This window comes from Bacteroidales bacterium (assembly GCA_031275285.1).
Lineage (GTDB): Bacteria > Bacteroidota > Bacteroidia > Bacteroidales > UBA4181 > JAIRLS01.
This window is the reverse complement of the sequence record JAISOY010000037.1, coordinates 11,685-35,312: the sequence shown is the minus strand read 5'-3', so window position 1 is coordinate 35,312 and position 23,628 is coordinate 11,685. Positions and strand designations below refer to the sequence as shown.

Annotated in this window: 17 protein-coding genes; 7 read left to right on the top strand and 10 right to left on the bottom strand. The window is 41.1% G+C overall.

The features are described from left to right. The 3 genes from LBQ60_03410 to LBQ60_03400 form a co-directional block, all read left to right on the top strand. Nucleotides 1-543, top strand: a 543-nt coding sequence (locus LBQ60_03410) for an AAA family ATPase (GenBank protein MDR2036950.1), incomplete at its 5' end; no start/stop codon positions are given. A gap of 6 nt (nucleotides 544-549) precedes the next feature. Further along, on the top strand, nucleotides 550-2,838 hold the full coding sequence (locus LBQ60_03405) for a DUF5682 family protein (protein MDR2036949.1): 2,289 nt from the start codon (nucleotides 550-552) through the stop codon (nucleotides 2,836-2,838). Nucleotide 2,839: 1 nt separating this feature from the next. Next, nucleotides 2,840-4,015, top strand: coding sequence for a VWA domain-containing protein (locus tag LBQ60_03400; protein MDR2036948.1), 1,176 nt, complete (start codon nucleotides 2,840-2,842; stop codon nucleotides 4,013-4,015). Nucleotides 4,016-4,045: 30 nt separating this feature from the next. Here the strand turns inward: LBQ60_03400 and LBQ60_03395 are convergent, their stop codons facing one another. The 6 genes from LBQ60_03395 to LBQ60_03370 form a co-directional block, all read right to left on the bottom strand. Beyond that, nucleotides 4,046-4,726, bottom strand: a complete 681-nt coding sequence (locus LBQ60_03395; GenBank protein MDR2036947.1) for a class I SAM-dependent methyltransferase — start codon at nucleotides 4,724-4,726, stop codon at nucleotides 4,046-4,048. Between the two features lie 36 nt (nucleotides 4,727-4,762). Then, on the bottom strand, nucleotides 4,763-5,875 hold the full coding sequence (locus LBQ60_03390) for an adenylosuccinate synthetase (protein MDR2036946.1): 1,113 nt from the start codon (nucleotides 5,873-5,875) through the stop codon (nucleotides 4,763-4,765). A gap of 49 nt (nucleotides 5,876-5,924) precedes the next feature. Further along, nucleotides 5,925-6,758 (bottom strand): TIGR02452 family protein, encoded by an 834-nt coding sequence (locus tag LBQ60_03385; protein ID MDR2036945.1) that lies wholly within the window; start codon nucleotides 6,756-6,758, stop codon nucleotides 5,925-5,927. 29 nt (nucleotides 6,759-6,787) lie between these two features. Further along, a complete protein-coding gene (locus LBQ60_03380; protein MDR2036944.1) occupies nucleotides 6,788-7,411 on the bottom strand; it encodes a GNAT family N-acetyltransferase in 624 nt (207 codons plus the stop codon). Nucleotides 7,412-7,518: 107 nt separating this feature from the next. Beyond that, the gene (locus tag LBQ60_03375) at nucleotides 7,519-8,448 is read right to left on the bottom strand and encodes a hypothetical protein (GenBank protein MDR2036943.1); all 930 of its coding nucleotides are present in this window, start codon (nucleotides 8,446-8,448) and stop codon (nucleotides 7,519-7,521) included. Nucleotides 8,449-8,452: 4 nt separating this feature from the next. Next, on the bottom strand, nucleotides 8,453-9,343 hold the full coding sequence (locus LBQ60_03370; GenBank protein MDR2036942.1) for a hypothetical protein: 891 nt from the start codon (nucleotides 9,341-9,343) through the stop codon (nucleotides 8,453-8,455). Nucleotides 9,344-9,765: 422 nt separating this feature from the next. Between LBQ60_03370 and LBQ60_03365 the strand changes: the two genes are divergently transcribed. The 3 genes from LBQ60_03365 to LBQ60_03355 all read left to right on the top strand — a co-directional run bounded on the left by LBQ60_03365 (nucleotide 9,766) and on the right by LBQ60_03355 (nucleotide 15,925). Continuing rightward, a complete protein-coding gene (locus LBQ60_03365) occupies nucleotides 9,766-10,962 on the top strand; it encodes an outer membrane beta-barrel protein (protein MDR2036941.1) in 1,197 nt (398 codons plus the stop codon). Nucleotides 10,963-11,050: 88 nt separating this feature from the next. Next, nucleotides 11,051-13,063 (top strand): IPT/TIG domain-containing protein, encoded by a 2,013-nt coding sequence (locus LBQ60_03360; GenBank protein ID MDR2036940.1) that lies wholly within the window; start codon nucleotides 11,051-11,053, stop codon nucleotides 13,061-13,063. 114 nt (nucleotides 13,064-13,177) lie between these two features. Then, the gene (locus LBQ60_03355; protein MDR2036939.1) at nucleotides 13,178-15,925 is read left to right on the top strand and encodes an IPT/TIG domain-containing protein; all 2,748 of its coding nucleotides are present in this window, start codon (nucleotides 13,178-13,180) and stop codon (nucleotides 15,923-15,925) included. Between the two features lie 58 nt (nucleotides 15,926-15,983). Here LBQ60_03355 and pncB read toward each other — a convergent pair whose 3' ends face one another. The 4 genes from pncB to LBQ60_03335 form a co-directional block, all read right to left on the bottom strand. After that, nucleotides 15,984-17,144, bottom strand: a complete 1,161-nt coding sequence (gene pncB, locus LBQ60_03350; GenBank protein ID MDR2036938.1) for a nicotinate phosphoribosyltransferase — start codon at nucleotides 17,142-17,144, stop codon at nucleotides 15,984-15,986. 351 nt (nucleotides 17,145-17,495) lie between these two features. Further along, the gene (locus LBQ60_03345) at nucleotides 17,496-18,290 is read right to left on the bottom strand and encodes an isochorismatase family protein (GenBank protein ID MDR2036937.1); all 795 of its coding nucleotides are present in this window, start codon (nucleotides 18,288-18,290) and stop codon (nucleotides 17,496-17,498) included. 20 nt (nucleotides 18,291-18,310) lie between these two features. Then, entirely contained in the window at nucleotides 18,311-19,012 is a 702-nt protein-coding gene (locus LBQ60_03340) for an NUDIX hydrolase (protein ID MDR2036936.1), read from the bottom strand. Nucleotides 19,013-19,200: 188 nt separating this feature from the next. Further along, complete coding sequence (locus LBQ60_03335) at nucleotides 19,201-21,348, bottom strand: methyltransferase domain-containing protein (GenBank protein ID MDR2036935.1); 2,148 nt, start codon at nucleotides 21,346-21,348, stop codon at nucleotides 19,201-19,203. Between the two features lie 964 nt (nucleotides 21,349-22,312). Between LBQ60_03335 and LBQ60_03330 the strand changes: the two genes are divergently transcribed. Beyond that, entirely contained in the window at nucleotides 22,313-23,626 is a 1,314-nt protein-coding gene (locus LBQ60_03330) for an RtcB family protein (GenBank protein ID MDR2036934.1), read from the top strand. The last annotated feature ends 2 nt before the right edge of the window (nucleotides 23,627-23,628 follow it).

The window sequence follows — 23,628 nt, the reverse complement described above, 5'->3', positions numbered from 1 at the left end:
CTGGCAAAGGAAATACCTGCCCAACGCGGATTCTCCATCATCGCAACCGCCAATACGCGTGATAGGGGTGTTAACGACATGTCGTCGGCGCTCAAACGTCGTTTCAACATTATCGTTCTGCCTGCACCCGCATCGCTGGATACCGAAGTTTCCATCGTATCCAAACGGGTGGCGGAAATATCCAAAAACTACCGTCTTAAAGCCAGTTTGCCCACTAATGATGCCATCGAAAAGATCGTTACTGTATTCCGTGAGTTGCGGCAGGGCATGACGCTGGATGAAAAGCAAAAGCTGAAATCGCCGAGTGGAGTGATCTCTACTGCCGAAGCCATATCGCTCATCACCAACAGTATGGCGCTGGCGGGTAGTTTCGGTAATGGCAAAATCGCCGACGAGGATCTGGCGGCAGGTTTGCAGGGCGCTGTGGTAAAAGATGAGGACAAGGATAAGATCGTGTGGAAGGAATACCTCGAAAACGTGATGAAAAAACGCGGAGCCGACTGGCGCGGGTTGTATAATTCATGCAGCGAAATGAACGGCTGAAAAATCGTGACCGACAAAATCAATATATTCGGAGTGCGGCATCTTTCACCCGGAGCGTCGTGGCATCTGCTTCGATACCTTGAAGAAAAGAAGCCCGATTGCATCCTGATTGAAGGGCCTGCCGATGCGGGTGAAATCCTTTTTCACCTGGCCGACAAAAGAGTAAAACCGCCTGTGGCTTTGCTGGCGTATACCACTGAGCTGCCTATCGAAACCGTGCTATATCCCTTTGCCGACTATTCGCCAGAATACCAGGCAATATGCTGGGGTGTCCATAAGAAGAAAGATGTACGTTTCATCGACCTGCCTTCGGACATCCTGTTGAAGCTGAAACAGGCAAAAGATGAAAAACCGGAGGAAGCCAATGCTTTCTATCGTTTTCATAATGACTTGTATGACAAGGTGGCCATACAATATGGTGAAGACGATTACGAGAGCTATTGGGAGCGGAATTTTGAACATAACCTTAATGCGGGAAGTTTCAGGGACGGGTTGGCATACCAATCCACGCAGATGCGGGAAATCGTTATCGGCAGGGAATTCGAAGCAGTACCTTACGATTTCACCTACAACCATATCCGTGAGGCGCACATGCGTATGGAGATTCAAAGGGCCATCGACGAAGGTATTGAACCCGAAAAAATCGTTGTGATCGTCGGGGCGTACCATGTCGCTGGTATACTGGATGATGTGCCACCCATGACCGGAAAAGAACTGGAGGAAATACCACGTACTACGACACAGATCACTCTGATGCCCTACTCTTATTTCAGGTTGAGCAGCCGCACAGGTTATGGCGCGGGAAACAAAGCACCTTTTTATTTCGGGATGATGTGGGACGCTATCCGGCGGAATGCGCTGGATGAACTTCCTGCCACATATATGTCCGTTATTGCCCGCGAACTGAGGACAAAGGGCAATAATGCCTCATCTGCCAGTGCCATTGAAGCCGTACGCCTGAGTCAGGCATTGACTTCGCTCCGTTCGGGTGCATCGCCCGTGCTGAAAGACCTTCACGATGCAGCTGTGACCTGTTTCGGAGGCGGCGAACTGTCCGTTGTTGCCGAGGCCCTGAATATGGCTGACATTGGTACAGCCATTGGTTTCCTGCCTGAAGGAGTCAGCCAGACACCTGTTCAGGAGGACATGAATCAGGAATTGAAGCGGTTGAAACTATTGAATTACAAAACCGCAGTAGCTCAGGAACTGGTTCTCGACCTACGGGAAAACCTTAAGGTGAAAACCAAAGAGGCGGCTTTCATCGACCTGAACCGTTCTACCTTCCTGCATCGCCTGAAAGTATTGAACATCCACTTTGCCGAACAACTGCATGTTTCGCAGGACAGCGCTACATGGGCCGAAAAATGGAACCTGCGCTGGACGCCAGAAGTGGAAATAGAAGTGGTGGAGGCCAACCTCAAAGGTGAAACCCTTGAAATAGCCACGGCTTACGAACTCAAAGAACGCCTGGCCAACTGTGCCGATATTTCCCTTGCAGCCAAAGTAATCCGCGATGCCTGTGAATGTAATCTGGTGAATATCTTTGATAATGCCCTGAGTACATTACAGACATTACTGGTCGATTCCAACAACTTCAGGGAAACGGCTTTTGCTGCTCGGGAATTGTCTGTACTGATTCAATACGGCGACTTGCGCCAGTTCAACCTCGAACCGCTTGTGCCTGTCCTTCAGCAACTTTTCTTGCGGGCTTCGCTCCTGCTGGTCGATGCTTCCACCTGCGACGACAAGGCGGCAACAAGCATCGTGGAAGCCATCAACGTAATGGAAAATATTTCGCGGGAGCAATATGAACTAGTCGATACCGAAACATGGCAGAAGGAACTGCAAACCCTTGCCTGGCGCGATGATCTGAATACGAAGTTATCGGGAACGGCTTTTTCCATCCTTTTGGAGCACAATCTGGCCGACGAGGAGGATTGCTCGAAGGAGGTGTCGCGACGCTTGTCTCCCGGTGTGCCTGCAGATCTGGGCGCAGGGTGGATCGAAGGACTTGTAGGACGCAACAGATATGCTTTATTATCAAGAATATCGCTATGGCGCGAATTGGATAACTATGTGCAAAGTCTTGACGAAGAAGAGTTTTTTCGCTCTGTGGTGTTTCTGCGCCGCGCTTTCGGACAGTTTGAACCCAACCAGAAAAACAGCATTGCCGAATTGCTCGGCGATTTCTGGGGAATGGGCGCCGAAGCCACTGCTGAACTGCTGCAGGCCGACCTGACCGAACAGGAGACGGAAAAACTGGATGAATTGAATGATTTTGATTTCGAGTTTTAGCATGATCACAGACGAACAAAATACCAATATGACACGCTGGAGGTTGATCCTCGGCGGCGATTCGCAGGCATTCGACAATGCTGCGCTCAGCGAAAAAGAATCCATCATGGATGCAGCGCTTGCTGCTATTTATGACGGAGACGGACAAACAGGAGTAGGAAATTCGGGAGGTAAACAGGGCGGAAAAGGCCGTTCCATGCCTAACCTGGCCAAATGGTTGACGGACATCCGTACATTTTTCCCGCAGGATGTGGTCAGCGTTATCCAATCCGACGCCATCGAACGCAAAGGACTGACAAAACTACTCCTCGAACCCGAAACGCTCAGGAACGTCAAACCCGACATTTCCATGGTCGGTACACTGATGGCGTTGAAAGGGCAGATACCTGAAAAATCGAAGGATACCGCCCGCGAGTTGGTAAAATCAGTTGTCGATGAAATCATGAAACGGCTCGAACAGGACTTGCGCCGTGCCGTTACAGGTGCTTTGAATAAAAAGGAACATTCGCCCATCAGCAACTTTGCCACCATCGACTGGAAACGCACCATCAACCGAAACCTGAAAAATTTCGATATGGACAGAAAACGAATCATCCCCGAAAAATTTTATTTCTTCGAACGCACCCAGCGGCAAAAAAGCTGGACGGTGATCCTCGACATCGACCAGAGCGGCTCCATGGCTGATTCCATCATCTATTCGTCCGTGATGGGTTCCATCTTTGCCAGTATGCCTGCACTCGACACACATGTGGTTGCCTTCGATACCGAAATCACCGACCTGACAGAACTGTGCCGTAACGACCCTGTGGACATGCTTTTCGGCGTGCAGTTAGGCGGCGGAACAGATATCAATAAATCTGTGGCCTACTGTCAAAGCCTTATTGAGAATCCGAAAAAGACCATATTTATCCTTATCTCAGACCTCTATGAAGGTGGAGTACGTAAAGGATTGTTGCGCCGCCTCAACGAAATGCATCAGGAAGGCGTAAAAGTCATCACTTTGCTGGCGCTTTCAGATAGGGGGAAACCTGATTACGACGTTAATCTGGCAAAAGAAATCAGCAAGCTGGGTGTCGCCTGCTTTGCCTGCACCCCCGATCGCCTGCCCGAACTGGTGGAAGCGGCCATCAAAGGTACAGACCTAAAAAGGTTTGAACACGGATTTAAGGATGTGTGAGTGAAGAATCATCATTCTGTCTATTGGTTCTCATTTCCGACATTTGATCAACGTGAATATCATGGATGGATGGTTTTCTTTAAATTTCATCTCCTCTTCGATTTCCCAAAACTCCATCAGTCCATATTGGCCAAACTCCTGTTCGATAGAGTTCTTATCGTAAAAAAACAATCGAACACCTGCCTGTGTTTCGAACGTATCATTTCCCAGAGGTCTGCTTCTCCCACAAATAGGATCTTTTTTCGAAACAGTGACAAAAAACATATACCCGCCATCTTCCAGCTGATTATAACAATCACTGATGAACTTCTTCCTTTCAGGTTCATTAAGGAGGTGGATCAGTGCATAGCAGTATATCCCTCCGTAATGTTGATCATTGAAAGGCATATCGGTTACCGAACCGTGATAAACCGGAACGGTGAGTCCCGCTTTCTGTGCCAGTGCAATGGCTGTTTCCGATATTTCGATACCTGTGACAGCTATACCGTTTTCAAGAAAGATCTTAGCATTTCTTCCATAACCGATACCGGGGATCAATATGTTTTTAATTCCTTTTTCAAGGAAAAAATCTTTTGCGAAGATGGCCGAATCGGCGGGTTCAAATCCCCACATGGCTTGCTTTTCCTGAAAAGCTAATTCCCAAAAAATATCCATTTTTGTCCAAACGTTTTTTATTTGTTTCCATTCAACAAATGTAGAAACAATCACCATAAAAAGCAGGCGTTTTTGTTCGCTACCGGAAAATCATTATTCCCAGTCAGGCCTGTCTTTAAAATGTACTTCGTCAAATAGCTGTTCGATCCTGCTTTGATGAAATTCCTGCATGAACAATTCGGATTCTTTCAACTGATCGAGGCAGGTAACAATCAGTATCTTTCGACCCATATCATTTTGTATGATATCACAATTTAAAGCGTGTTGTAACAATCCGAAATCAAGTCTGGCAATGCGGAAGATTCCCTGCCAGTCATTTTCATGGTTCGACTCTGTATGCAGGTTGACCAGTTCAACCGTTTCCGTATCGGGAAAAGGGCCGTTTCCATGCCGTGTCTGATAGCAGCGACTCACATAGTAAGTGCTTATCACTTCTTTACTCAGCACGGGACTTTTTCTAATCATTTCCAATGCATTGATCGACGTGGTATTGCTACGGGTAACATGTGGAAAGAAACCGAAATGCTGGTCGAGCAATATTCCCTGGGATCCTTCGAAAATATAGTGTTCAAAACGGTGTTCTATATCAGATAACTTTTTTACTTTCACAAAACCGGAGAAGAAGGAAAGCGACTCATTCCATTGATTCATGGCCGTTTCCAGTTCATTCTCGTACGTGATACGTGAACTGATGTTGAGCGAACGGACCTTTTCGTCGTAATAACGTCTGATCATGGACATCTTTGTATCAGTCATGTATGGATTCAACAGGTCATTCACATAGAGATGATAAAAATCTTCATTACGTTGTAAGGTAGTTCCGAACCCAACACCACAGGTACCGTGTCCCGTAATCATCGACAATGCACGGTTGAATGCAAGATCATACGGAGTAGTTACCATAGCCAGCGGATGTAGGTAAAAGTCCGGAAATTCTATATTCAACGACTGTAATGCTTCGAACTCGTTGAAAAAAGCTGTCGGAAATACGGTACAATATTCGCTCAGGTAGGTGGCCGCTCCGCGAAATGTTCCCGCACCGAACTGTGAGAAGATATGACGTAACCCCTGTTCTGTTACTGCTGTATGCCCACACTGATGTCCACCCGAAAATCTGATCACCAGGCTGTCGGATGTTGCCAATGAATGGACGCACTGTCCTTTTCCTTCATCGCCGAATGCTGTACCTAAAACTATATCGATCATTTTCTTCCTGTTTTGTTATGATTTACCTGATCCCGGCAGCATTTTATGGTTAGTTGCGGAATACTTCTTTAAATGCATTGATGTTTTCCTGGTTTTTACTTCTGTCAAACACCGCAAATACGATCTTACCGAATATGCCATCGTATTTACCACCCTTTTCCAGATAATGCGCAAAATATCCGGCCACCTTTTGCGGTTCATTACGGAATACTCCGCATCCCCATGCACCTAAGATCAGAGTTTCCACTCCTTTGTTTGCAAACAGGGAAAGAAGTTTATCCGTACGTTTCATCATAGTTTTCTCAACCAACGGCAACTCGCTTGTATTGTTCTGATACATGGCGCCTACGTTGACTGCCGGACTGGTGATAATATCTATTTGATAAGGATTTTCGAGCAATTCGCCATCGTCGTTTTTGAAGAAACAGACATCGGGGCTGTAAATCATATAATCCGAATACAGGTATGTCCGTCGGGATTTGTTGTATTCGTACATTTCTTTCTGAAATTTGATCAGTGCGGGATATAGCGACGATGCCGAAGCCAGGCATTCTTCCTGGGCCAATGCTCCACCGAGAAATCCTCCGCCAGGGTTCTTTGCCGAAGCAAAATTCAGGCATCCTGTTCTTCCAGTTGTCTTTACACAATCGCTTGCTGCTTCCATCGATGTCTGATTACGGACTTCAATAGTCGTCCGGAATTTTTTGTCAAAACTTTTTGATCTGTATTCCTCCAGTGTTTCGGGTGAAAATAGCTCGCTATCGTTCACCGATTGTCGGATAATGTTGCTGATGTCGATTGTTCGGCCTCCGGCCGGATAATCACCTTTTTCTATGATGCGAAGCGTCTGTTCCGCATTTTGTATTCTTTGTTCCCTGGTCATTTTAATGATTATTTTTATAAACTTATGTTCTATGAATGATTGATATCCAATGCTAATGAATATCTTTTGTTTACTCCGTAATATTTTCTGGTCTTCTCGTCTGCTTCTTCTTCCCCGATAATTGAAAATCCGAATTTCTTCCAGAAAGACAATACAGATTTTTGTTCACTTACTGTTCCTTTATCGATGTCTGGCAAAACATGATGGACTTCATACCTTCTCCATTGATTGGTTTTAGCCCATTCCAACGAATGCCGTATTAAGCTGCTGCCGATCCCTATGTGCCTGTAATCCGGATTCCGGACAATGGAAATGCAATGATGGATTAGTGTATCGGGTTGTTCTTCTTCCGTTTCGCCCCAGCCATAAAATTTTATTTTCCGGGCTATTTCATGAGGAAAGAAATTCGTATAACCGATGATCCTGTCCTTTTCCCAGGCGATAAACCCACAACAGGTAAAACGATTCAAAACATCATGGTAAAAAGCTTCGAATCCGGTCCTATCCCGGATTTGCGATTTGTCAAATAACAAGTTAGGGCAACCGTGTTGGGGAATTAAATTATGTATTTCCAACGGCTCCTTTATGGACATACATCTGTCGGGTAGCCATTCTTCGATACATATAGGACGAATTTCATATACTGCATTCATCTTTCAAGGAGATTTTGAGTCAAAAAAACATTTTAGCCATTGTGAATTGCAGGAAGTAACAACCATTACCCATTTCTTCCCGTATTTTTTAATAATATTCCATTCTGTTACAATGCAATAACCGATGCATCATTATCCAGTTTTCTCGGCATCAGCGTATCGATCTTTGCCAGCGCATTAGATATGGTTGAAGCTGTTTTCGTGTCGAATGTTTCGAGGATGGCAGCCATATCGGCACCGTTGATCACTGAAACAGTAGTACCTATCAGTTCGGCCACATTGTCGCTGTTGTTCAGCACCAGAAAGCGTTCGCCAAGTAGCTTGCGCCATTCCTTGTCGATGTGTCCTGTTTCATAACTGCCGTCTTCGACATGGATATGAAACACATGGTACTTCTCGGACGCTGCGGCATATAATTGCTGTGCTGTAAAGTCTCCAGTCGGCTCCTTGAATCCCATCAGTTCCTGGATGAAACGTCCGCTGTACTTCTGGTGAAAAGATTCGTCGCCAATCGTGAACAGGAAACCTTTCAACCCACGCTTTTCGAATGCATCGGTCGAGGTATGATAAGCAGCCACATACCATGCCAGCGGATATGATTCCATTGCCTGCCCACCGCCGCATCCTTCGATATAAATATCGGCAAGGCTGTCGACCAGTTTGGTCGTTTCCTGCTCAAACTGTCCCACCTGCAACGGAACACGATCGGAGATATGGTCGCCGATGGCGCCGAAACATATCTGTGCGTCGGAAACCCCATGGTTGATCAATGTATCCATTAAACCCGGGAACTTGTTTTGTATCAGGTGGTGGGGTATGCTTCCCATAGATCCCGTAACATCCACAAATACCATGATAGGGACGCTATAAGGGTGGTCGTCGGAATCACGACATTCGCGTATGCCGTTTTTGAACTTCGCCGGATTCATTGTATCTTTGAGTGAATCGGCAAAAATCTGGTCTGCCGTTTTTGATGCATATCCGCGTGAGCGTGTAACTGCATCGTAGGTTCTGGATGAATAATGTCCTGTTCCCATAGTATTAAATATTTAAGTGAATAAATTCTTTAATGAAATTTGTATCCAATATACTCCTCCATGTTTTCATGGATTGAAAAGCATCGGACTCAGGTGTCATCAGATAGGCGAGCACATTCTGATTGATGCTTGCATCGGCCCTGAGTTTCACTCCCGAGCCGCTGACATCGCCAAGTCCACAAATAGCTGTCTTTTTGATTAAACTGATATCCACATAAGCGCCTCCTGTTTTATCGGTGAATAACTGTGCAGGATAATAATTCCTGTATTTTCCGTTGATGGTCGAAATGGATCCCATGCCTGTATGGTAAAATGTAACTACCTTAATAGCGTGTATTTCCGGAATAACGAAGACCGAGTCGGGATTCAGACCTGCATGAGTGATGTTCATCGATTCGAGCATACTCACAAATTCTATCAGACGGGAATAAATCCAGTTGATATGCTTGTTGCGGGCGTCATCATCAGCAATTCGGATAATGACCTTACTCAAAGGAACACATTTGTGTTGCGAACGATACACCAGCGTTTCTCCTTCAAATTCAAGATTTGATGGTAAATAATTCATGAAATGTCCGAACGACTTTGCATCGAAGTTGTCTTTCGCTTCCTGCAACAACCTGTCGTAATTCGCTTTTGAGGCTTTCAGCAGACTTTTGTCTCCATTCCATCGATGATATAGGTAATTGGAACGATATTCCCCGGATTCATCCCTGAAAATGTAACCTTTCTCAAAATCGCGCTTTAAACGGTTCAAGTGCGTAAATGCCTGAATGGAACGTGCATCGGCACATATATCCGGGTGAAGCTTCTTAGCAAGGAAAATATAATCTTCATGTTCCCTGCAAATATCAAGGTACCATTGCGTATCAAGAATTATGTCTATATAATCCATTTTATCTGACATTTATGGTTTTGCAAACTCTTTGTGTTTATTTTACGCAAAGATAATATATAATAATACAATTCTCCAAATTTATTTGCGTATTTTTTACGCAAATAAATAAGTATATATATAATCTATTAGTTATCAGCAATAAATCAGTCCATTTTTTGTCTTATTTATTATAAATTCTATTGGATAGAAAAATGATTTCAACAACTTTTATTTTCTGATGCGATACAAAACCTACTTATTAAGTTGAAAAGCCACCTTTTTTTCTCATAACTAATATTTCCAGAGATGGTTAATGATTTTTACAATTGGTTAAATATTTGTTTGCAACTCTATTTTATTTTGCTATCTTTGTTTCGTGAAATAATCACATTAATCCGTACACCACTATTATTATTTGATAAAAACTTCTTATTTCTTTCATGAAAAAAATCTCACTGTCGATCGCGATCTCCACATTATTTACTATCTTTTGTTTTGCACAGCGTGATTTTCGTGATGGATATATTATTACAAATCAACTTGACACTATATACGGACAAATTGATTATCGGGGAGATATTCGTAACTCAAAAGTATGTTCATTTACAAAGAACAGTACCAATCAATCAATCGACTATCTGCCGGATGAGATCTTTGCTTATCGGTTTATCGATGGTAGGTATTATATATCTAAGGAACTTGATAATGGTAAAAAAGTTTTTCTGGAATTTCTGGTAAATGGTATGGCTAACTTATATTATTATCGAGATGAGAAATTCACTGATTATTATTTTATTGAAAAAAACAACAGATTATCTGAATTGAAAATAGATCGAAGAAAAATACATACTGGTGACAAAGAAGTAATAAGAACAAGAAAAACATATATAGGAACTCTTAAAGGAGTCCTCCAAGTGTGGGAAATGAATGAAACTATTGAAAAAGCAAAATTAGAACACAATTCTTTGATCGACATTGCTAAAGATTATCACAAACATACTTGTATGGACGAAAGTGAATGTATTGTTTATGAGCGACAAAAACCATTAATAACAGTACATATTGCTCCCATGCTTGGTCTTGACATATCAAGTATAAAAATAAAAGACAACATTCATTCTGACTATAATTTCGATTGTTCGTCTAATATTAGCTTGGGGGTCAATATCAAATATTCTATGCCCAGGATTAATGAAAAGTTTTTCTTACAATTATATGGATTATATACTAAATATTATTACTACACTAACTTTATAAGTCCTAATTCATTTAAAGATATTCATATTTATAGCCATCTGATGAAATTAGGGGTAGCACCTAAATATGTTTATCCAAAGGGACAGTGGCGACCAACTATAGCTGTCGGCTTTTCATATGCATTTTTATTAAATTCATCAAAAAAAGAATATATAGATGCGGTATCTTCTCACAATGAAATACGTCCGTCAAGTACAAAGTTAAAAAATGTTCTTCTCAAAAATCTTTTGGGCGGTGATATCAATTTGGGAGTTCAGCATCTCTTGAAAGATAAATACCTGTTTTTTGCCCAAATCCAATATAGTTACATGTCTAAAAAGGAGAAGGAAGTCTCTATCAATATCCAGTCTATTAACATTTCTACCGGAATATTTTTCTAACCTATTGATTTTGTATATTATGAGATTTTACATTTATATTATTGCCGGAATAATCGTTTTATATGGATGTAATAAATCGGAAAAAAGCATGGACCCGAATTATCCACGAGTATTAACGGGGCCTGTTACCAATATTAATCCCGGAGGAGCAATGTTCAATGCTTCTTTCTTAGATGACGGAGATGGAGAAATTATAGACCATGGGTTCGTTTATGGAAAGAATTCTCCTATTATTACTAAAACCACCGGGGGATGTATATCTCTTGGCCCGTCCCAAGGTAAAGGTTCATTCAGAGCCTTTGTTAGCACTAACCTGGAAAAGGGAGAAGAATATTATGTAAGTGCATATGCCCAAAACAAAGATCATATTTATTATAGTGAAGCCATATCTTTTGAAAGTCAGGGAAGTGAAGCTCCTATTATAAATTCCATTTTTCCGTGTGAAGGAATGAAATATGACACAGTTTTGATTAAAGGTAAAAATTTCAACCCGAAGGAATGGGGTAATACAGTATATGTGGGACAGGAACAGAGCCAAATAATAAATTCAAGTGACTCTTCATTAAAAATAATCATTCCTCCTTCAAAAGGAAATGAAATTGCCGATATTTTTGTTACAACAGCCGGTCAAACTTCACAACTGATTGATGCCTTCCGGTATTTTACGCCTCAAATTATCGGAATCAATCATCATAAAGCGGTTATCGGAGATACTATAGAATTAACCGGGAAATATTTTCAATATCCTGTTGTTCATTTTAATCAAACAAAAGCAACATTGCTTGAAATTACCAGCAATAAAATAAGAATCATTGTCCCAGCTTTAGAATCAATTCCGGCAAAAATATCCGTGACTGTAGATGACTTTATGGTATCCACTGATTATATTTTCTCCTACAAAAAACCGGAAATAATACAATTATTTCCTGATAATGGAATAGCAGGTGACACACTAATTATTCAAGGCAATGATTTCGGTTATGATGTAAACTATGTAAAAGCTTTTGTCGGGGAAGAGACTGTCAAAATCATAGAGTCGAACAATACATTCATAAAAATTATTGTCCCTACATCTCAAAATAGTCCCTCTCTACCGGTATCAATTCAAGTAGCAGGACAAATCGCAGATGGTTATAAAAATTTCACGTATAATACTCCGGATATAACAGATATCTATCCGACTTCTGAAAAAACAGGATCATTAATTGAGATTAGAGGGAAAGGATTTTTAACAATAAAAAGCTTTAATCTTGCCTATATTGACCAAATTAAACTTCCTGTAAAAGAAGCTCGTCCAAATTATCTGATAGTTAGAATTCCCGATACTATTTATTCTATTACATCCCCTATAAAAGTTAAAGTTGAACAAAATCAGACACTATCACATAATAATTTTGAAATAATAAGTCCATGGACAAAAAAAAGTAATTTTCCAGGATATAATTTAAATTCTGCTGTCGGTTTTTCTGTATCTGATTTTGGGTATGTAACCGGAGGAACTGTAAATTATCCTAATGGAACCCATACATCAAACGAACATCTATGGCAATACCGATGGATTGATGATACATGGATAGAGAAGAATCGGGCTATTTCTATTAGATATCCTGCATTTGAGATTGATGATATGATCTATTGCACCGATGCTTGGGATAGATTTTTTATGTATCAACTGATAAATGATCAATGGACAAACTGTGGATCTACCATACGATCGAACCGATTTTTCATTGTCGATCAAATAGGCTATGTACTGGTAAGTAATAATTCTGGCATATATGAAACTTGGGGGTATGACCATATCAATGGAATTTGGTCATATATAAACACGGTAAGAAGCAATTTCATTCGTGCATTTTCGATTGATAAAAAAGGCTATGCTATTTTTAGAAACATTCTTATGGAATATAATACATTGAACGATTTTTGGAAGGAGGTGATGCAATTACCCTCAGGACTTACGCTACCAGATGTTTTTATTGCCAACAATAAAGCATTTTTAATTTCAAATGGCTATACTAATAATAATATAATTTGGCAATATGATCCACAAACAAATATATGCGAAAAAAAACGCTTGTTTCCCACACTCTGTTGCTAATCAGAGTTTTATTCGAAATTCATCAATGATATTCGTTGTTAACAATAAAGCATATTTCGTTTCTGGAGCTACAAATTCCGTTTGGGAATTTGATCCGTCTAAAAGTTAGATTACATGATGAAGGCAAAATCAAATATTCTTATCATTTTATTTATATTATTTTATTTTCTTTCGTGTAAAAAAGATGATAAAATATCTGATATCTCCCCATTGGTTGACACCGTAGTAGTTACAAATATTACTAATGAAGGGGCTGAATTCAATTGTTCATTGTTAACTGATCCTGCTGATATAATTGATCACGGCTTTGTTTTTGGAACTTCTGAAAATCCAATTATCTCAAATTCGGAAAGTATATCTTTGGGGAAACCATCAGAAATATCTTTTTCTGCAAAAGCAGATTATACAATGATATTTGATAAAATTTATTATGTTAGTTCGTATGCAAAGACAAGAGAATTCACCTATTATTCCGAAGCCGTATCATTCAAAAGTTTAGGAAGTTTAGCGCCTGAAATAATATCTGTTACTCCTGTTTCAGGTATATCTGGAGATACCTTAACCATATACGGCAAGAATTTCAGCGACTTAAAAAGCATCGTACTGTTCAACGATCAAAAAGCAAAAATAATCGCTTCTTCAAAAACTTTGATTAAAGTCCTTGTTCCATCATCTAAAGGAAATGAATCGGCAACTATTTTTGTTAATGCTAATGAACAAAAAATTTCATATAATGATTTTAAATATAAAAGACCTGAAATTCTTGACTTTTATCCAACATCAGGTACATTTTTGGACACTGTTTATTTAAAAGAAAAAAATTATTCAAGTCCGGCATTAAAGCCGACGATCTTTTTTAATCAAGAAGAGGCTAAAATTCTTTCTCTAAAAGATTCAGTATATGCCGTGCTGGTACCATCATCAAAAGGTATAAAAAGTGCGATAATCCGGTACGTATATGATCATTTTACAACCGACTCTGATCAACACTTCTCTTATAATTTACCGTTTATCCGGGAAATAAGTCCACAAAAAGGAATCAATGGAGATCTTATAAAAATCAGGGGAACAAATTTCGGACATTCATCTTTGAATTCAAATATAACAGTAAAATTTGATAGAAAAAAGGCTTTCGTCGTACAACTTTCCGATTCTCTGATTACAGTATTTGCTCCTGTCGCAGAAACCGGAATTGAAAATGCTACCATTTCTGTAGAGACTGATTTTATGAACATAAACGCTCCATATATGTTTATTTACCAAAAACCGATTGTTAGCTCTTTAAGTCGACAAAGTGCTTGTGGTGGCGATACAATTACCATAGAAGGAAAATACATGCTATCAACAAATACGCTCTCGGTTATGTTCGGATCATATAAAGTTGAAAAATACCATTTTATTTCGGATACTTTACTCAAGGTGATTGTACCATTTTCTACAGGTATTGATAAGGTAGATATTTTAGTGCAAAATAATGGCCTGATTGGAAAAAGTAATAACCAGTTTAAATACCAGACACCTGTTATTTCAACTTTTTCGCCTAAAGAGGGACTAAGAGATGATGAAATAATCATAGAAGGCAGTGGTTTTGGACATGTACCAGAAAATATTTCTATCTATATAGACCAGACAAAAGTTACTATTTCAGAATTTTCTCCAACAAGAATTAAAGCAATAATTCCTAAGTTCAATCAAAATAAATTAGCTGATGTAAAAATTAAACGTGATGGTCTTACAATAATAGCCAGCGAAAAATTTAGATATATTGCACCTAAAATCGACGGTATCTATCCAACCTCAGGAAAAGCTGGTGATATTATAACCATTACCGGCAACTATTTTTCAAGTACTGCCAACAAACTTAAAGTCACTTGCTCTAATTACAATCTAAATATTATTAGTTGTTCAATAAATGAAATAAAAGTCACAATACCTAATACTATTCCCCGTATTGACGCTCCTATTCTTGTATCTGTTGATGGTAATGGTAGTTACTCTGATTCTAACTTTAAATTAATCACCCCATGGGCCAGGAAAGCAGGATTACCAGTATCGAGCTGTTCTTTTCAGGCGTCGTATTCAATAGATAATCAAGGTTATATTAGAACCAACAATAGCCTTCTTAAATACAATCCTCAATATAATTCATGGTCTGAAGCAGAAAAATATAATTATGTTAACAGAAGTCAGCCAACCTTTTTCCAGATAGCTGATAAGCTATACTACGGAGGCGGAGGAAATTTTACAGATTTCCATCGATCAACCGGAACACCAGTAAATTGGCTTAAAATTAATGATCTTCCGGATATTCATTCCAGCGGAACGTTTACATTTGTAATTGATAATAAAGCCTATAATTGCGGTGGAAATGTTGATCGTAGCTATACAAATACAGTAAGGATGTACGATCCTCATACAGATCAATGGATAAGAAAAACGGGATTTCCGTTTCATGCACGGTCAAATGCAATCGCTTTTTCCCATAATGGGAAAGGCTATGTAGGTTGCGGATCTTTTGGATTGGATCGATTCAATGATTTCTATGAATATGATCCTGTTAGTGATAACTGGACAGAAAAAAGACAATATCCCGGAGATCCCACACGAGGAGCTATTTCCTTTGTTATAAATGGACGCATATTTGCTGGTTTAGGGTTATCAGCGGCAAATAGTGGAACCCTTCCTGTTCGGGATATTTGGGAATACCATCCGGAATCAGACACTTGGACTCATTTTACTAAAATACCTAATTCAGGTGGTGAAGGTTTTTTTGTTTTTGTTATTAACAACAAAGCGTATATAGGAGGAGTGTATTATTCCACTGCTTATAAAGAACTATATGAATTCGATCCATCCATATAAAATATTAAGAATAAGATATCAGATAATCATCATGGTGAATAATAGATTAAATTCTAAATCAGTCCAACCTCAATAACTTCTTGCACAATTCAATCTCATTAGGATCACCGGTATATTTCCCCTGTACGTCGGATAATTTTACGGCAGGTACATAGCAGTGATTTCCTGCCGGTTTCACTTCAAATAACTTAATGACCATATTCAGTGGCTTCACGCCTACATCGTTGGTAAGGTAAGTACCTACACCGTAAACATCATGGATACGCCCTTTCACAAAAGCCTTTATCTGTAAGAGGCTATCCGTATCGAGACCGTCGCTGTATACAATAGTTTTAGATTTCGGATCGATACGGTGTTTCGTATAATGCCTTATCGCTTTTTCGGTAAAATCAAACGGATCGCCGCTGTCCCATCTCAATCCGTCGAAAAGCTTTGCATGCTTTGTCGAGAAGCTATTAAAGAAATTATCGGTTGTATAGGTATCCGTCAGGGCAATACCCAGATATCCGCCGTATACGTCGATCCAGTTTTCCATAGCCTGCATATTTGCAATTCGGTATCCATAATGCGCTCCATGATACATAAACCACTCATGTGGATGTGTACCCATAGGGACAGTATGGTGTTTCATCGCCAGATAAACATTACTGGTACCGTTGAAATAACGTCCCATATTCTCCATCAGTGCAGATACCACCTTGTCCTGTACATCGAATGAATACCGCCTACGGGTACCGAATTCGGAAAGTTCTACAGTATTTTCCCTGAATAGTTTCGCTTTGGCAATAACTCTTTCCTCTGTTTGTTGCGCTACTTGTCCCATCATCTGGAAATAAAGTTCCGAAATGATGGCCATTAGCGGTACTTCCCACAGTACGGTGCGATACCACAATCCGCGTATCTCGACATCCAGTTCGCCTCCGTTTTGTGTAACGGTAACTTCATCGGGATTGAAACGATAACCTTTCAGCAGGTCGAAAAATACCGGATCGAAATAATAACATTTCTTCCGCATGTAGGTTTCGGCCTCTTTGCTCAGACTGAGTGTCTGCATCGCTTCTACTTCTTTCCTGAGCGCCGCCGCAAAACCATCCGGAAATTGCGTCTTTCCCCTGTTGACAAACCTATAAACTACTTCCGCATCGGGAAATTTTTTCTGTATGGCGTTCATCGTGGTGAATTTGTACAGGTCATTATCTATAAAATCTTGTATAATCATGGAATAAATAATTTTTGATTTTGTTTATGAGAACGTGTTGTTTGGGATATCTAGAAAATAAAAACATCAATTTGTCCTTTTTCTGGTTCTTTTTGACACCGCAAAAAGAACCAAATACGACTTGACGATTACTCCCTTCGGTCGTGAGAACGCTGTACTAAGTTTTAACGCGCTCCGTTTATTGGCTCCGCTTGGACAGAAAATCGTCAATATGGTATGTATGCTTTGCATGACTATATAGGCTAATGCTCACGAATTCTTGAAATGTTGTGATGAAATCATTATTTTAATCATACCTCTTTAAACCATACATAATTTGATGATTTTTACGCTTTGTGCTATTTTCCACTTTCACTTTTTAATTGTTTTAAAACGGATTTGATTGGTGGTTGTGAATTTCATTCCCAGCTTTTTTGCCTGATCGAAAATCGGTACGGCCAACTGGTCGCATCCCGCTACATTGCTCATACAGTCTTCGAGAATTTCTGTCTTTTGCAGAACGTTAGGATAATCGAGAAGCTGTTTCAAGGTGTTTGCCACGCAATGGCTTTTAGCCTCGCCCGCCACCCATATCCTGTCGGCAGACTCCAATTGCTGCAATAATCTGGTATTGAACTGTGTCTCTGGCTCGTCATCTATTGGGATATTGGCCCTGAATGCTCCGAAATGTTCGGTGAGGGGATTTGTTCCCTTACTTATCAGGTCGAAAGTCTTACCTTCCCTTGCCCAATTGATGATTTCGTTCATCAATACAGGATCGATGGCTGCTCCCTCACTCCCCCAGATACAATGCTCAGGCCATATGGTATGGGTATATTCGCCTGCCTCTTCCAGCTTTTGCAGATAAATGGTTGCTTCTTCTTTACTCTGTATGGGTATCCATTTTCCTTCCGTTACATCCTGCAAAGAGACGGAAGTAAAAGGCTGAGGATGTTTGCCCTGTACGTTTTTCCAGAAACAAGGATGAGCAATATCCATTACCTGATGGTTGTCCTGCGTCAGAATTATTTCGCTGATATATTCTTTGTTCTCAGCAATGAACCGGCTCAGACGTTCCACATCCTTTTCCGCACCGGGCACATAAAGGGTGCCTGTGGGGCGACAAAAGTCGTTCTGCATGTCGATGATCAAAAATAATATGCTCATATCATCAGATTTTAAAGAGTTTAAATTTCAAAATAGAATCCCTTGCGGGTCAATTCTTCGTATTTCGCCTTATCGAATCGGTATAGCTTGGCACCTTTGTGCGGAACACCTTTCACCTGTTCAGATAAGTCGATCAGTAAACCTGTGCATAGGAACTTTTTCCTGAAGTTCCGCCGATCAAGTTTCGTTTGCAGAGTAACTTCGTACAAACGTTGTAGATCGGGGATAGTAAACTTTTCGGGCAACAACTCGAACCCGATCGGTTGATATCTGATTTTTCCTTTCAATCGTTCAATAGCGGTTTGCAGAATATGCTCGTGGTCAAAGGCAAGCGGCGGAACTTCAGAAAGCGGAAACCATTGCGCTTTGCTGGCATCGTCGCCTGCTTCCACTTTATAATCGGAAAGTTTCACCAAAGCATAATAAGCAATGCTTATTACACGATAACGTGGGTCCCTGTCTACTTTCGAGAAGGTGTACAACTGCTCCATAAAAGCATTACATACACCTGTTTCTTCTTTCAACTCCCTTAACGCACAGGTTTCGGCGTCTTCATCTATTTGCATGAAACCGCCTGGTAATGCCCATTGCCCTTTGAAAGGTTCAAGACCTCTTTCTATCAATAAAATCTTCAATTCCCCTTCATCAAAACCGAAGATAACACTGTCGGTTGTAACAGCTGGACGAGGGTATTCATAACAATATTTTTTTATTTCGGACATATCATTGTGTGGTTTTTACGCAAATATAAGGTGTGGAAAATGATTTTCCAAATAAAATGTGTAAAAAGTACGCATTGAGATAAAGAATAATCTTATTCGATTTATTTATAGGATAATGGCGATTGGTTTTTATCTGGATTGGCGAAAAGTTAGTTGCCTGTCGGTTCTATAAAGTATACATAAACATTTCAGCCATGTAGTGCATGCCACAATCTGAAAAGACTGATCAGCAGATGCCCGTCATGAAGTTGTTCCGCATGATTGATCAATGTGTCCAGTTCCACCCATGCCAGATCTTTTGCAGGAATATCCGTTTGCACCATATAGGGATATACCTGTTCGGGTGTTACACCGACGCTTGGAAAATATTTTTCGCCGAGTTTGGAGAAACGAGTAACTTTTGATCCGAATAAATCCATTTGTAGTATGTACTCCTCAAGCATTTGAAAGTTTGTGATTTCCTTCAGCAACCGCCTTGCAGGAACTGTAATAATGGTACTATTGCCCGATAATATCTGCGGTACGGGCAGGTCACGTAATTCAAGGCCGATATAAACTTTGTCCGAATAATTGCAGACAGGCAGCGTAATCAGTGTGTTGGAACTTACCGACGATGGATAGACATATTCCAGGACGTTTTTTCCCGATTCAGGTCCGGATTCGGCAAATAATACCCTCTGTGTCGTAAGAAACGAAGATGTATTTATGGCAGGCTCAAAGCATTTTGCTTGCCTTCCGATCAGTTCATCAAATCGGGTAATTTCGGGAATATTATCTTTTCCGATTTCTATTTTTTCACCCATCCATTTAGGTAAAAGGATCTGTTTTTTACGAAATAAGTGATAAATATTCAGTTCCAGGCGTGCTTCGGCCAATGTCCCTGTCTGAGCGGTTTTCAAAAGCTGTTCCGCATCATATTTACGGATGACGGACCATTCGTTCAGCCCCGGATATTTATTGGCAAACATCACCGAATCATCAGGTGAATGACTGAGTTGTACCAGATATGACGATACTTTCTCGTTGATTCCTCCCGGCGAGGTATAGTAGTTCAGCGAAATATCCGTCGAAAGGCAATCCTCAGTACCGATACCTGTTCGTTCATGCAGGATGGTGGCTATATCACCTGTTTTGGATGCTGTAATTCCTTCCGTCAGGTAGCCTCCGTAATACTTCCCGTCGATGATAGCGCTGTCCGTTTCCGCATTTACCAGCGGCCGTGGGTAGGCATGTTTGGCCAATATCTCTATTTTATCGCCGTTTCGGTAATAAGGGATCAGATCGACCACCTCGTTGGGACGTTCCACCAGATCGTAGACCTGATGGTTCTGTGTGTTAAGGTATGCGGAAAACTTCAAGAACGGTTTATCCGATTCGGGTAAATACCTTACGGGAAAGATCTTTTTTCCGCCCTTTTCCGTCTTTTCACCCGCTATCAGGTAATTGGTAGGAGGGAAGCCCAGCATTTCCCCATTGAGATCGTAAAGACAAAATTGTCCGCGGTAACGGTTGGCAATGATCCACGGGTTATAAATCGGCGATGAGAGAATAATACGCAGTCCGTTGTTACGGAAACAATCCTCGAACTCCTGTTGCGTAAAATATCCGTATTCTTCCTGTAATTCCACATCCCAATTCTCATAATAATCCTTGCGACGGACAAACTCGACAGCATCGGCATAGAATAGTCTGAAACGGCGTCGATCTTTGCTCTTTTGAGACAGTTCCTTAACGGGAAATCCGCGTTCTCCGGCAACAGCAAGCGAACGGGCTGCCTGTGCAAAATTGAGCAATAACTCGCAATCGTTTGGACGATCGGATTTGTCAGCGGTCGAAAGTTCAAGCATCACTTCCCGGTTACCAGGCTTCACGAAATCACGAATCACAATGATACCCCGCTCTTTCAGAAGCTTTGTCTGGCAGGCTATGGTACTATAGGCACGGTTGCTGTCGTACCCGTTGAAAGATGTGATATGATGGATGGATGAGCAATTGAAAAATCCGTTTACCGAGTTATTTTCAAAACCCGCCAGTTTTTCACCGTCGTCTACCCTGAACGAAAGGTTGGGAAGCCGATATTTGTCCTGAGCCATATCCACCATCTTCGGATTGATATCCACCCCAATGATGGACAATTTAGGGAAAAGCTGTGCCAGAATCGCCGAACTTGTGCCCGATGCCATACCTACATCTACCAGGACATTTCCTTCCAGTGGCTCAAAAAACACGCTGGCCGATGCCACTTTCTCAATCGATACGGCATCCATCGCATCGAGATATTGCTGGTATTCCTTTTCATTCCCCCTGTCCTGCGATATATATATATCCTCCATCATTATTTGTATCTGATTTACCGTACAAAAATAGGCAAACTGCCCAATGAGATTTTAAATATCGGATTTTTTTTGATGCAGATATAGAATAATATGAATAATCGTTTTGTTACCTAAACTATTTTTGATTAATGTCACATTGAGCAGTCCGTGAAACGGGCATATGATAATAACCGCCGGTGCAGCCGGCGGAAGAAGTGGCAAGTGTCGATTCTGTCCCCGAAGGGGGCAAACGAATGAGTATAGACTGCATCCGGGTTTTTGTTCGCCTCCTTCGGAGACGCTTTGGAGGCTGTTTGTCTTTCCCCCCGGTTGCACCGGCGGTTATTATTGTTTAGCCCCATCGGGGCTAAACACATCCGTCTGAATGATTTTAGGTGAAAAAACGGATAGTTATTAAAAATAATTTAAGCTACGCAAAAATACTGCGCACTTCTATTTTTACCTTTGCATCATCAAATAAATGTTCATTGACCGAATCGATAAAACAAGTGCCGTAGAGCAGAGTTACTTCGTATTAGGGTTACGCTGGTTACGGGTTCGAGTCCCGTCATCCTTCGGGATGTAGCTCAATTGGATAGAGCGGTTTGTTCTCTGTTCGTCTGTCGCCTTGTTTTTAAATATATACAGAATGTCGTAGAAAAGGGATACTTCGGCACCATTTCAGGGGAGGAATAGTGAGGTCGTAAAACCGGCGAGACTATTCGGTTCGAATCCGACAAGCCATGCCCCGCTCTCTTTTCGCCTGTTATTTCTGTTTTTATAATGAGATGCCGCACAGGCTGTCGCCTGATTCAAAGTTGAAAAGTTCAATGTTATTGGGTCGCTTTGAATTCATTTACTCTCATTTTATTTTATAAAAATCCAAAATCTTATAGTTTTACGATTTTAGGATTGAATTTTAAATCCGGAATTTTGAACCCGGAACCCCGAAGGACTCACCGAAGGTAATTTTAAATCATTTATCATGATATCATTACAAGGAAAATACAATCAGGATTGCAAAATCTTTATCGACGATGTGGAAACGGAAGCCATCGGATTGATAAAAAACATATTGCATCACGAAATATCCGAAGGCGTTCCTGTGCGCATCATGCCCGATACCCATGTAGGAAAAGGAATTGTGATCGGGTTCACTATGCCTATGACCAGAATGGTGAATCCGAACTACATTGGTGTGGATATAGGTTGCTCAGTTACCGCTCATGAATTGAACAAAAGGATAGACACAGGGCGTTTCCCGACACTCGATCATGCCATCAGGCGTTCCGTTCCGATGGGAATGCATATCCGAAAGGAAAAGAACTTCGACGACTGGTGGATCGAACCTTATTTCGAAACCGTCAACAAAAACATTGAGATTTTTCAGAACGAATGGACAAAACGTTTTGGTGAGAACAAGCCCCCGATCAAAGTGGATAGGGAGTATATTTCTAACCTCTGTAAAAAAACAGGCATCGGAGAAAATACGTTCTACTACTCGGTAGGAACACTGGGTGGTGGAAACCACTTTATAGAAATCGGCGAATCGGCGAACAACGGTTCGCATTACCTGACCATTCATTCAGGTTCGCGGCATTTCGGGCTGAAAATCTGTAATTTCCATGCAAAGAAAATGACGGGGACGAAAATCCTTCCGAAAGAGTATCACGACGAATTCGAATACATAACCAAGAATACACAACCGACTAGTGATATTCCCCAAAAATTGAAGGAATTGAACAACAGGTACGAGGTCGGTAAAAAAGAACATTTTCTGGTAGGGGATAATATGTACGAATACCTTGTAGATATGGTGATTGCCCAGACTTACGCACAATTTAACCATCAGGCCATGTCGAAGGCCATCTTTAAGGATCTGGGTGAGGATTACCATGCCGTTGATTCGGTATATTCGATGCACAACTTTATCGATACCACCGATTGGATCATCCGAAAAGGAGCCATCCGTTCCTATAAAGGCGAAAAGATGGTGATCCCGTTCAATATGCGTGATGGTATCCTGATCTGTGAGGGCAAAAGCAATGCGGATTGGAACTGTTCGGCTCCGCATGGCGCCGGAAGAGTGCTTGCCCGGAACAAAGCGATGAAATTACTGGATATGAATGAGTTTTCAAAGGAAATGGAGGGTATCTACTCAACTTCGGTTTGTAAACAGACCTTGGATGAGTCGCCAATGGCTTACAAAGACAAGGATGTGATTATGGAAGCGATCAGGGATACGGCCACCATTATCGATTCGGTGAAACCACTGATGAATATCAAGGCTTTGGGGTAAAT

Bases quoted from the DNA above. Each gene is read 5' to 3' on its own strand.
- LBQ60_03400 (MDR2036948.1), top strand. From the start codon at position 2,840: ATGATCACAGACGAACAAAATACCAATATGACACGCTGGAGGTTGATC.
- LBQ60_03375 (MDR2036943.1), bottom strand. From the start codon at position 8,448: ATGGGAACAGGACATTATTCATCCAGAACCTACGATGCAGTTACACGC.
- LBQ60_03335 (MDR2036935.1), bottom strand. From the start codon at position 21,348: ATGATGGAGGATATATATATATCGCAGGACAGGGGGAATGAAAAGGAA.
- LBQ60_03370 (MDR2036942.1), bottom strand. From the start codon at position 9,343: ATGGATTATATAGACATAATTCTTGATACGCAATGGTACCTTGATATT.
- LBQ60_03345 (MDR2036937.1), bottom strand. From the start codon at position 18,290: ATGAGCATATTATTTTTGATCATCGACATGCAGAACGACTTTTGTCGC.
- LBQ60_03365 (MDR2036941.1), top strand. From the start codon at position 9,766: ATGAAAAAAATCTCACTGTCGATCGCGATCTCCACATTATTTACTATC.
- LBQ60_03390 (MDR2036946.1), bottom strand. From the start codon at position 5,875: ATGATCGATATAGTTTTAGGTACAGCATTCGGCGATGAAGGAAAAGGA.
- LBQ60_03395 (MDR2036947.1), bottom strand. From the start codon at position 4,726: ATGGTGATTGTTTCTACATTTGTTGAATGGAAACAAATAAAAAACGTT.
- pncB (MDR2036938.1), bottom strand. From the start codon at position 17,144: ATGATTATACAAGATTTTATAGATAATGACCTGTACAAATTCACCACG.
- LBQ60_03355 (MDR2036939.1), top strand. From the start codon at position 13,178: ATGATGAAGGCAAAATCAAATATTCTTATCATTTTATTTATATTATTT.
- LBQ60_03360 (MDR2036940.1), top strand. From the start codon at position 11,051: ATGGACCCGAATTATCCACGAGTATTAACGGGGCCTGTTACCAATATT.
- LBQ60_03380 (MDR2036944.1), bottom strand. From the start codon at position 7,411: ATGAATGCAGTATATGAAATTCGTCCTATATGTATCGAAGAATGGCTA.
- LBQ60_03330 (MDR2036934.1), top strand. From the start codon at position 22,313: ATGATATCATTACAAGGAAAATACAATCAGGATTGCAAAATCTTTATC.
- LBQ60_03340 (MDR2036936.1), bottom strand. From the start codon at position 19,012: ATGTCCGAAATAAAAAAATATTGTTATGAATACCCTCGTCCAGCTGTT.
- LBQ60_03385 (MDR2036945.1), bottom strand. From the start codon at position 6,758: ATGACCAGGGAACAAAGAATACAAAATGCGGAACAGACGCTTCGCATC.